This is a genomic window from Xanthomonas sp. D-109 (assembly GCF_017746095.1).
Lineage (GTDB): Bacteria > Pseudomonadota > Gammaproteobacteria > Xanthomonadales > Xanthomonadaceae > Xanthomonas_A > Xanthomonas_A sacchari.
Genome location: NZ_JAGHWV010000027.1, coordinates 134,319 through 146,258, shown reverse-complemented (window position 1 = coordinate 146,258; position 11,940 = coordinate 134,319). Strand labels below are relative to the sequence as shown.

Sequence of the window (11,940 nt, the reverse complement as noted above, 5' to 3'; positions counted from 1 at the left end):
TTGTGCTATCCGTTTGGATCGATTCGATACGGGGAGCCTGCCATGCGCAGCTCGAGGAAGCTGGGCGGCGCGGCCGCGCTGCTGCTGGCCGCGCTGTGGCCGACCGCACCCGCCGTCGCTGCAGCCGGCGCCACGGCCGGCGAGCGCGCGGTGGCCGCGGTGGACCCCTTCATCGGCACCGGCGGCGAGGGCCACACCTATCCCGGTGCCACGGTGCCGTTCGGCATGGTCCAGCTGAGTCCGGACACGCGCATCCAGCCGCGCAAGGACGCCTACGGCTGGGCGGCGGGCTACCGCTACGACGACCGCAGCCTGGTCGGCTTCTCGCACACACATTTCTCCGGCACCGGCCACTCCGACCTGGGCGACGTGCTGTTGATGCCGATCAGCGGCGCGGTGCGCCTGGAACGTGGCGACCCGGACAAACCCGGCAGCGGCTACAGCGCGCGCTTCCGCCACGACGACGAGCGCGCCGAGCCGGGCTACTACGCGGTGACCCTGGACGACTACAAGGTCCGCGCCGAACTCACCGCCAGCGCGCGCGTCGGCGTGCACCGCTACAGCTACCCGGCCGGCCAGCCGGCGCACGTACTGGTGGACCTGCGTACCAGCCTGTACGACTACCCGGGCAAGATCAGTTGGTCGCGGCTGCGCCTGCGCGCCGACGGTACCGTCACCGGCTTCCGCGAGACCCGCGGCTGGGCGCCGGGGCGGCAGCTGTACTTCGCCCTGCGCTTCTCGCAGCCGCTGCGCGGCCACGCCTTCCACAACACCGAGCAGGACATCCCCTACAAAGGCTTCCCGCCGCCGGGCGACAACGACCCCACCCAGCGCGCGCAGATCGAAGGCCGGCAACTGGTGGGATCGTTCGACTTCGGCGACGCCCTGCGCGGGCCGCTGCTGGTCAAGGTGGCGATCTCGCCGGTCAGCGAGGACAGCGCCATCGCCAATCTCGACGCCGAGGTGCCGGGCTGGGATTTCGATGGCGTGCGCCGCGCGGCGCGGGCGCAATGGGCGCAGGCGCTGGGCGCGGTGGAGGTGGAGGCGCCGCCCGCGCAGCGCACCCAGTTCTACACCGCGCTGTACCACAGCCTGCTCGGCCCGACCCTGTTCATGGACAGCGACGGCCGCTACCGGGGGCCGGACAATGCCGTGCACCAGGCGCAGGGCTACACCCACTATTCGACGTTCTCGCTGTGGGACACCTACCGCGCGCTGCATCCGCTGCTGACCATCGTGCAGCCGCCGCAACGCACCAACGACATCGTCAACTCGCTGCTCGCACACCAGCGCGAAAGTCCCTACGGCGTGCTGCCGGTGTGGGCGTTCCACGGCCTGGAGACCTGGTGCATGATCGGCTACCACGCGGTGCCGGTGATCGCCGACGCGTACATGAAGGGCATCCGCGGCTACGACACCGACGCCGCGCTCAAGGCCATGGTGGCCAGCGCCAACTACGGCCCCTACGACGGCATCGCCCAGTACCGCGAACTCGGCTACGTGCCGATCGACGAAGAAGGCGAGGCCGCCTCCAAGACCCTGGAATACGCCTTCGACGACTGGACCATCGCGCGCATGGCCAAGGAGATGGGCCGCAGCGAGATCGCCGCCACCTTCGCCAAGCGTGCCGGCAACTGGCGCAACGCCTTCGACCCGGACACCGGCTTCATGCGCGCGCGCAAGCGCGACGGCGCCTTCCGCACCCCGTTCGATCCGGATGCCAGCGGCTACGGCACCGACTACACCGAAGGCAACGCCTGGCAGTACTCCTGGTACGTGCCGCAGGACGTGGCCGGCCTGGCGCGTGCGCATGGTGGCGACGACAAGCTGCTGGCGCGGCTGGACCAGGTGTTCGACGCCAAGGTCGATCCCAAGGTGTTCGCGCACATGGAGGACATCACCGGGTTGATCGGCTGGTACGCGCACGGCAACGAGCCCAGCCACCACGTCGCCTATCTGTATGCCTATGCCGGGCAGCCGTGGCGTACCCAGGCGCGGCTGCAGCAGATCATGCGCAGCCAGTATGCGGCGCGCCCGGACGGGCTGGCCGGCAACGACGACATGGGGCAGATGTCGGCCTGGTACGTGTTCACCGCGCTCGGCTTCTACCCGGTGGCGCCGGCCAGCAACCAGTACATCCTCGGCCGCCCGTTCCTGCCGCGCGCCACCCTGGCGCTGCCCAACGGCAAGCGCTTCACGGTGATCGCCGACGGCCTGGACGATGCGCATCCCTACGTCGGCAGCGTCACGCTCAACGGGCGGCCGCTGAACCGTGCGTTCCTGCGCCACGAGGAACTCATGGCCGGCGGCGAACTGCGCTTCACCCTGCAGGCCACGCCCAACACCGCGTGGGCGGCGGCCGGCGCCGAGCGCGCCTATTCGATGAGCGAATGAAGGGCGCTCCACCTATTTCCGGGAGATGTCCCGTAAGAGCGGCTTCAGCCGCGACAGGGCATTCCCGGTCGAACTCTGTCGGCTGAAGCCGCTCCACTGAGGCTTGCGGCGAGCCCGCCCGGTGCACTGTGGTAGGGACTTCCGTCCCGACTGCTGTAGCAATCTTGCATCGGATGGCTTCACTCGTCGCGACTGAAGTCGCTCCCACAGGGGCTTGCGGCGAGCCTGCCGGGTGCACTGTGGGAGAGACTTCAGTCCCGACGCATTGCGCCATCGGAAAGCACAGCACTTCGCGTGTCGCGGCAGCATGACAGTTAGCTCCCAAAGCGCCAGCGGCATCCGGTTGGGGTGTAGCGGCAGCAAGGTCGGAGAAGCGTTGAAGCCGCGCTGGCGTGAGTCTGAGCATGGATGACGGCCACGGCCACGGCCTCTGCGCCGCGCCGCGCTGAGGCCTCGTGCGCGACGCAAGCGCGAGCGTCAGCATCGCGTGAATTCGGCGTGACCTGCATTGCGTTTGGCATCGCGCAGCGTGCGCCGCTACGCCCCGTCACCCCGCGTCGCATCACATGCACGCGTATTTAATGTCATCCACACATTCCATTTGCGGCGTTCGTGGTCTTGTAGCGCGGCTGCATCGCATCGCGCGGACCGGGTGCGCCGGCACCGTCGCGGGTTGTCGAAGCGCGACCGCGTGCAGGCCCATCCCATTCCGATGCCGCTGCCATGCGACGGCGCGATCGGCGCTGCCGGCAACGGCGCGCAGAGGCGACGTGTCCTTCTCATTCGTCGAACGGGATCTTCCGAATGCATGTCTGCCTGCTGTCCCTCTTTCCTCCTCACGATGCGGCCGCGCTGGACGCGGCCATGGCGGCGGCGCAGGCACAGGGCTGCGATCACATCGTCTTGCCCAATCCGTTCGCACAGGATGCGCAAGGCCGTCTGCACGACCCCGCAGCCGACGACGCGGCGGGTCAGACACAGTTGCGCCAATGGCTGCAGCGGGCCGAGCAGCATGGGTTGCGCGTGCTGCTGGATCTGCGCATCGACGAGATCGGCGGCGGCAGCCGCCTGCTGCAGGAGCACCCACACTGGTTTCGCGCGCGCAGCTCGGCGCTGCCGGATCCGCGCGCCGAACGCGCCGCGGCGGACATTGCGGTGGGCCGCTTCGCCTCCGCCGAAGAAGGGGCGGGTCTGGCGCAGTGGTGGAGTGCGCGCCTGGTCGACTGGCTGCGCAGCGGCGTGGCCGGCTTCCGCGTGCTGCAGCCAGAGCGCGTTCCGGCGCCGTTGTGGCGCACGCTGATCGACGAGGTCCACGCACAGGCGCCGCAGGCGCGGCTGCTGGCCTGGACGCCTGGATTGGGCCTGGACGCCTTGCGCGGGCTGGCCGGCGCCGGTTTCGATGCCGCGTTCTCTTCGCTGGCCTGGTGGGACGGCCGCGGTGACTGGTTCTTCGACGAGGACAGCGCCCTGCGTGCGCTGGCGCGTTGCGTGGTCGCCACCGTCGACGCCGAGACGGCCTCGGATACGCCGCTGCCCTTGCCGCGCGCGCAGCGGCAGCGCCTGGCCGCCGCGTTCGGTGGGGCCTGGGCGATCTCAGCACAGGACACATTGACGGAACACGGGCAGCCCGCGCCTGCGCAGCACGGCACCTCCGAGGGCGATGCGTCCACGTCGGCTGCGTCGTTGCCCGACGCCACCGCAGCGCTGCGCCTGCGCCCGCTGCTGCGCGACGGCGCGCTCACCGCGGTGGCGGTGGAGCCGCTGGACGCCGCGCCGTGGCTGGTGCTGCTCAACAGCGACCGTGACCACCTGCTGCCGGTGCCCGGGCCGGCGCTGCTGCGCCTGCTCGGCGACAGCGAGGGCCTGCTTAGCGACCACGGCGAGCCGATCCAGGGCGAGCAGGGTGGGACGCTGGAAGCGGGCGAGGTGCGCATCTACCGCAGCCTGCCGGCGCGTCCGGTGCTGACCGCGGCACGGGCACGCACGCCGGCCGAGGTCGCCGCGGGCGAGGCGCGGGTGTGCATCGAGGCGGTGACGCCGTCGGTGGACGACGGCCGCTTTCCGGTCAAGCGCACGGTCGGCGACCGCGTGTGCGTGGAAGCCGATGCGTTCTGCGACGGTCACGATCGCATCGCCGTGGCCCTGCTGTGGCGCGCCGCCGATGCGCGCACCTGGTCGAGCGCGCCGATGCGCGCGCTCGGCAACGACCGCTGGCGCGGCGAGTTCCCGCTGCAGCGCCTGGGCCGCTACGAGTTCCGCATCGAAGCCTGGCGCGATGTGTACGCCACCATCCATGCCGACCTGGAAAAGAAGCGCGCCGCCGGCACGCTGCTGCCGGTGGATGTGCAGGAGGCCCTGGCCCAGGTCGAGGCGGCGCGTGGGCGCAGCCGCGGCGCGTTGGCGACGCGCTTGAAAGCCATCGCCACCCGCATCGCCCGCACCGACGACCTGGCCGAGAAGGCGCAGCTGCTGCTCGAACCCGACACCGCCGACGCGATGGCGCGCGCCGACGCCAAGCCGTTTCGCACCGAATACCCGATGACCTTCCGGGTCGAGGCCGAGCGCCGCGCCGCGCACTTCGCCAGTTGGTACGAGTTGTTCCCGCGCTCGCAGAGCGGCGATCCGCAGCGCCACGGCACCTTCGACGACGTGATCGCGCGGTTGCCGCACATCCAGGCCATGGGCTTCGACGTGCTGTACATGCCGCCGATCCATCCGATCGGCGAGAAGAACCGCAAGGGCCGCAACAACGCGGTGACCGCCGAGCCGGGTGAACCCGGCAGCCCGTATGCGATCGGCTCGGCCGAGGGTGGGCATACCGAGGTGCATCCCGAGCTGGGCGGGCTCGACGGTTTTCGCCGTCTGCGTGCCGCTGCAGCCGAGCACGGCCTGGAACTGGCGCTGGACTTCGCCATCCAGTGCGCGCCGGATCATCCGTGGCTGCGCGACCATCCGGACTGGTTCACCTGGCGCGCCGACGGCTCCATCCCGTACGCGGAAAACCCGCCGAAGAAATACCAGGACATCGTCAACGTCGACTTCTACGCCAGCGGCGCGGTGCCGGCGCTGTGGAACGCGCTGCGCGATGCCGTGCTGTTCTGGGTCAACGAAGGCGTCACCCTGTTCCGCGTCGACAACCCGCACACCAAGCCGTTCCCGTTCTGGGAATGGCTGATCGCCGAGGTGCGCGGGCGCCATTCGCAGGTGGTGTTCCTGTCCGAGGCCTTCACCCGGCCCAAGCCGATGTACCGGCTGGCCAAGGTCGGCTTCTCGCAGTCCTACACCTACTTCACCTGGCGCCAGCACAAGGCTGAGTTGCAGGCCTACATCGAGGAGCTCAACAGCGGCGCGCCCAGCGAGTGCTTCCGCCCGCATTTCTTCGTCAACACGCCGGACATCAATCCGCTGTTCCTGCAGCACAGCGGGCGCAGCGGGCACCTGATCCGCGCCGCGCTGGCCACCACGCTGTCCGGGCTGTGGGGCATGTATCAGGGCTTCGAGCTGTGCGAGGCCACGCCGCTGCCGGGCAAGGAGGAATACCTGGACTCGGAGAAATACCAGTTGCGGGTGTGGCCGGAGCGCGCGCCGGGCGACATCGTCGAGGAGATCACCCGCCTCAACCTGCTGCGCCGCCAGCATCCGGAACTGCAGTCGCACCTGGGCACGCGCTTCTACGTGGCCCAAAACGACCAGGTGCTGTACTTCGGCAAGTTCCTCGACGCCGCGCACTTGGCGCGCAGCCGCAGCCTGGTGCTGGTGGCGGTGAGCCTGGATCCGCATGCGGCGCAGAACGCGCAGATCGAAGTGCCGCTGTGGGAACTGGGCCTGCCCGACCACGCCAGCGTCGCCGTGCGCGACCTGTGGGACGGCCACGACTTCGCCTGGCACGGCAAGACCCAACACATCCGCCTCGATCCGTCGCGGCCGTTCTCCCTGTGGCGCATCCGCGCCGGAGCTCCTGCATGAATGTCGCCGCGCCGTCGTCCCCACACCTCGAGCCGCGCGCACCGGCCGGCGATGCGCGCTGGTACAAGGACGCGATCATCTACCAGGTGCACGTCAAGTCCTTCTTCGACTCCAACGACGACGGCATCGGCGACTTCCCCGGGCTGATCTCCAAGCTCGACTACATCGCCGACCTGGGGGTGGACACCATCTGGCTGCTGCCGTTCTACCCCAGCCCGCGCCGCGACGACGGCTACGACATCGCCGAGTACATGGCGGTGCATCCGGACTACGGCAGCATCGCCGACTTCCAGCGCTTCGTGGAGCAGGCGCACGCGCGCGGCATCCGCATCGTCACCGAGCTGGTGATCAACCACACCTCCGACCAGCATCCCTGGTTCCAGCGTGCGCGCATGGCCCCGGCCGGCTCGCCGGAACGCGCGTTCTACGTGTGGTCCGACAGCGACCAGGACTATGCCGGCACCCGCATCATCTTCTGCGACACCGAGAAGTCCAACTGGACCTGGGATCCGGAGGCCGGCCAATACTTCTGGCACCGCTTCTACTCGCACCAGCCGGACCTGAACTTCGACAACCCGGCCGTGCTGGAAGCGGTGCTGGAAGTGATGCGCTTCTGGCTGGACCTGGGCGTGGACGGGCTGCGCCTGGACGCGGTGCCGTACCTGATCGAACGCGACGGCACCTCCAACGAGAACCTGCCCGAGACCCACGCCATCCTGCGCCGCATCCGCGCCACGCTCGATGCCGAATATCCCGACCGCATGCTGCTGGCCGAAGCCAACATGTGGCCGGAAGACACCCAGCAGTACTTCGGCGAGAACGCCGACGAATGCCACATGGCGTTCCACTTCCCGCTGATGCCGCGCATGTACATGGCGATCGCGCGCGAGGACCGCTTCCCCATCACCGACATCATGCGCCAGACCCCGGAGATCCCGGAGAGTTGCCAGTGGGCGATCTTCCTGCGCAACCACGACGAGCTGACCCTGGAGATGGTCACCGACTCCGAGCGCGACTACCTATGGCAGACCTACGCGGCCGACCGCCGCGCGCGCATCAACCTCGGCATCCGCCGGCGCCTGGCGCCGCTGCTGGAGCGCGACCGCCGCCGCATCGAACTGATGACCTCGCTGCTGCTGACCATGCCCGGCACGCCGGTGCTGTACTACGGCGACGAGATCGGCATGGGCGACAACATCCATCTTGGCGACCGCGACGGCGTACGCACGCCGATGCAATGGTCGATCGACCGCAACGGCGGCTTCTCGCGCGCCGATCCCGCCGCCCTGGTGCTGCCGCCGATCATGGATCCGCTGTACGGCTTCCAGGCGGTCAACGTGGAAGCGCAACAGCGCGACCAGTACTCGCTGCTGACCTGGACCCGCCGCGTGCTGTCGGTGCGCAAGCGCTACCGCGCCTTCGGCCGCGGCGCGCTGCGCTTCCTGTATCCGGGCAACCGCCGCCTGCTCGCCTATCTGCGCTGCCACGAGGACGAGACCGTGCTGTGCGTGGCCAACCTGTCGCATACGCTGCAGGCGGTGGAACTGGACCTGTCCGAGTTCGAGGGCCGCGTGCCGGTGGACATCCTCGGCGGCGGCAGCTTCCCGCCGATCGGGCGCCTGACCTATCTGCTCACCGTGCCGGCGTTCGGCTTCTACGCCTTCCAACTGGTCGGCAATGCCACGCTGCCGGACTGGCATGTGCCGGCGCCGGTGCCGCTGCCCGACTACCAGACCCTGGTGCTGCGCAGTGGAACCGACAGCGCCGGCCTGCAACCGCACCTGCCGACGCTGGAGCGCGACATCCTGCCGACGTGGCTGTCCACGCGGCGCTGGTTCGCGGCCAAGGACCGCGCGCTGCGCAGCGTGCGCATCGCCCGGCGCACGCCGCTGTCCGGCGGCGACGGCCTGACCCTGCTGGAGATCGAGGCGGAGCTGGACGACGGCGCCCACGAGCGCTACATCCTGCCGCTGGGCATCGTCTGGGAGCGCGATCAGCCGAGCGTGCTGGCCGAGCAACTGGCGCTGGCGCGCGTGCGCCACGGTCGCGAGGTCGGCTACCTCACCGACGCCTTCGCGCTGAAGCCCTTCACCCTGAGCATGCTCGCCGCATTGCGCGACAAGGCGGAACTGCGCGTGGACGGCGAGGCCGGCACCGAAGCGACCGCGGAGCGCATCCGTTTCTGCCCGACGCCCGCATTGCAGCGCGTGGACATCCCCGCAGATCCGGAGATCCGCTGGTTGTCGGCGGAGCAGAGCAACAGTTCGCTGATCGTCGGTGATGCGGCGGTGTTCAAGCTGCTGCGGCGCGTGTCGGCCGGCATCAATCCGGAGATCGAGATCGGCGAGCGCCTCACCGCGTTGGGCTATGCCAACGCCGCGCCGCTGCTGGGGCATGTCGCCCGCGTCGAGGCCGACGGCAGCGAGACCACGCTGGCGCTGCTGCAGGGCTTCGTGCGCAACCAGGGCGACGCCTGGCGTTGGACGCTGGACCACTTGTCCCGCGGTGCCGAGGAATACGACGCCGCCCAGGACGATGCCGCGCGGCTGGAGAGCGTGGCCGGCTACGACGCCTTCGCCGCTCTGGTCGGCCGACGCCTGGCCGAGCTGCACGCGGTACTGGCACAACCCACCGACGCGCCCGCCTTCGCGCCGCAGCCGGTGGACGCGGCCGCGGCGCAGCAGGTGGTGGATGGCGTGGTGCACGAAGTGCAGGCGATGTGGGACACGCTCATCGCGCATCGCGACGCCAACGACGACCCGGCCGAACATGCCGCGGTGGACAGCCTGCTGGCCGAGCGTTCGCGCCTGGATGCCTGGCTGCAGCAGGCGCCATCGCTGTTGTCCGGCGCGCTGCTGACCCGCGTGCATGGCGATTTCCACCTCGGCCAGATCCTGGTCGCGTTCGACGACGTGGTGCTGATCGACTTCGAAGGCGAGCCGGCCAAGTCGCTGGACGAACGCCGCGCCAAGGCCAGCCCGCTGCACGACGTGGCCGGCTTCCTGCGCTCGCTCGACTACGCCAGCGAAGTCTCCGCGCGCGGCGAGGAGGGCACTGCCGCACGCGTCGGCGCCGGCCTGGACACCGCGCAGGAGCAATACCTGGCCGCGTTCCGCAGCCGCGCCAGCGCCGCGTTCCTGGCCGCCTACCGCGCCGTGCTCGACGCCAGCCCGCACCCGTGGGTGGCACCGGCCGCGTTCGAGGCCACCACCTTGCTGTTCCTGATCGAGAAAGCCAGTTATGAAATCCGCTACGAGGCCGCCAATCGCCCGGCATGGATCATGGTGCCCATACAGGGACTGTTGCGCATACTCGAGCGCTTTCCCGCGCCCCAGGAGTCGATTCGATGAGTGATGCCGTCCACGTCTGGGACGACGCGACGCAACGCGCCTTTGCCACTGCCCGTCATGGCGACCCGTTCGCCGTGCTGGGCGCGCATCGCCTCGGCGAGGCGCGGGTGCTGCGCAGCTACCAGCCGGGCGCCGACGCGGTGCTGGCGGTGCTGGACGACGGCAGCGAAGTGCCGCTGCAGCAGGGGCCGGAAGGCTTCTTCCAAGCCGAACTGCCGGGCGAAGGAAGCTACCGCCTGCGCATCCGCTGGCCCGGCGGCGAGCAGGACACCGCCGACGCCTACGCCTTCGGCCCACAACTCAGCGACTTCGACCTGCACCTGATCGCCGAAGGCCATCACCTGCGCCTGGCCGATGCGCTGGGCGCCAACGTGGTCGAGGTCGACGGCGAGCGCGGCACCCGCTTCGCCGTGTGGGCGCCCAACGCCTCGCGCCTGGCGGTGATCGGCGACTTCAACAGTTGGGACGCGCGCCGCCACCCCATGCGCCTGCGCCACCAGGCCGGCGTGTGGGAGCTGTTCGTGCCGGGTGTCGGCCCCGGCGCGCGCTACAAATTCGCGTTGCGCGGCCCGCGCGGCGAAGAACTGCCGGCCAAGGCCGACCCGGTCGCGCGCCAGGCCGAACTCGCGCCCGGCACTGCCTCCATCGTCGCCGACCCCACGCCGTTCCAATGGCGCGACGACGCCTGGATGGCCACGCGCGCGCGCCGCCACGCCCCGCAGGCGCCGATCAGCGTGTACGAAGTGCACGCCGGCTCGTGGATGCACGCCGCCGATGGCAGCATGCTGGACTGGGACGCACTGGCCGAGCGGCTGATTCCCTACGTGGCCGACATGGGTTTCACCCACATCGAACTGCTGCCGGTCACCGAGCATCCGTTCGGCGGCTCCTGGGGCTACCAGCCGCTGGGCCTGTTCGCGCCGACCGCGCGCTTCGGCAGCCCGGAAGGCTTCGCCCGCTTCGTCGACCGCTGCCATCGCGAGGACATCGGCGTCATCGTCGACTGGGTGCCGGCGCACTTCCCCACCGACGCGCATGGCCTGGCCCACTTCGACGGCACCGCGTTGTACGAACACGCCGACCCGCGCGAAGGCTTTCACCGCGACTGGAACACCCTGATCTACAACCACGGCCGTCGCGAAGTCTCCGGCTTCCTGATCGCCAGCGCGCTGGAATTCCTGCAGCGCTACCACGTCGACGGCCTGCGCGTGGACGCCGTCGCCTCCATGCTCTACCGCGACTACAGCCGCAACGCCGGCGAGTGGGTGCCTAACATCCACGGCGGCCGCGAGAACTACGAGAGCATCGCCTTCCTGCGCCGGCTCAACCAGGTGGTGGCCGAGCAGGCGCCGGGCGCCATGACCATCGCCGAAGAATCCACCGCCTGGCCCGGCGTCACCGCCGACCTCGCCCACGGCGGCTTGGGCTTCGACTACAAGTGGAACATGGGCTGGATGCACGACAGCCTGCACTACATCGAACTGGACCCGATCTACCGCCGCTACCACCACGGCGAGATGACCTTCAGCATGGTCTACGCGTATTCCGAACGCTTCATGCTCCCCATCTCCCACGACGAAGTGGTGCACGGCAAGCGCTCCCTGCTCGGACGCATGCCCGGCGACGACTGGCAGCGCTTCGCCAACCTGCGCGCCTACCTCGGCTATATGTACACCCACCCCGGGCGCAAACTGCTGTTCATGGGCTGCGAGATCGCCCAGCCCACCGAGTGGAACCACGACGCCGCGCTGCCCTGGCACCTGCTCGACCAGCCCAACCACCGCGGCATCCAGCGCCTGGTCCGCGACCTCAACCGCCTCTACGCCGAACACCCGGCGCTGCACGCCCGCGACGACGAACCCGAAGGCTTCGCCTGGGTCATCGGCGACGACGCCGGCAACAGCCTGTTCGCCTACCTGCGCAAGGCCCGCAGCGGCGACACCCCGCTGCTGGTGGTGGCCAACCTCACCCCGCAGGTGCACCACGGCTACCGCATCGGCGTACCCCGCGCCGGCCGCTGGCGCGAACTGCTCAACTCCGACAGCGAGATCTACGGCGGCAGCAACACCGGCAACGGCGGCAGCGTGCGCGCCGAGAACGTCGGTGCGCATGGGCATCCGGCGTCGCTGGTGCTGACGGTGCCGCCGCTGGCGGTGCTGGTGCTGGGGGTCGAGGAGTAGGGCGAGAAAGCAGAAGGGGCCGCGGCGAGAGGGCGGAAACAGCCGGCTGT

The 11,940-nt window shown here is 69.8% G+C and carries 4 protein-coding genes; all 4 read left to right on the top strand.

From position 1 onward, the window contains the following. Nucleotides 1–42: 42 nt before the first annotated feature. The gene (locus J7357_RS20195; RefSeq protein WP_209249260.1) at nucleotides 43–2,394 is read left to right on the top strand and encodes a GH92 family glycosyl hydrolase; all 2,352 of its coding nucleotides are present in this window, start codon (nucleotides 43–45) and stop codon (nucleotides 2,392–2,394) included. Nucleotides 2,395–3,258: 864 nt separating this feature from the next. Further along, nucleotides 3,259–6,360 carry a maltotransferase domain-containing protein gene (locus tag J7357_RS20190; RefSeq protein ID WP_244667705.1) on the top strand — a complete coding sequence of 1,034 codons (3,102 nt, stop codon included), beginning with the start codon at nucleotides 3,259–3,261 and terminating at the stop codon, nucleotides 6,358–6,360. Further along, a complete protein-coding gene (gene treS / locus J7357_RS20185; RefSeq protein WP_209249256.1) occupies nucleotides 6,357–9,710 on the top strand; it encodes a maltose alpha-D-glucosyltransferase in 3,354 nt (1,117 codons plus the stop codon). The genes J7357_RS20190 and treS overlap by 4 nt, the downstream gene beginning before the upstream one ends. Then, nucleotides 9,707–11,890, top strand: coding sequence for a 1,4-alpha-glucan branching protein GlgB (gene glgB / locus J7357_RS20180; protein WP_209249254.1), 2,184 nt, complete (start codon nucleotides 9,707–9,709; stop codon nucleotides 11,888–11,890). Before treS ends, glgB begins: the two co-directional genes overlap by 4 nt. Nucleotides 11,891–11,940: the final 50 nt, after the last annotated feature.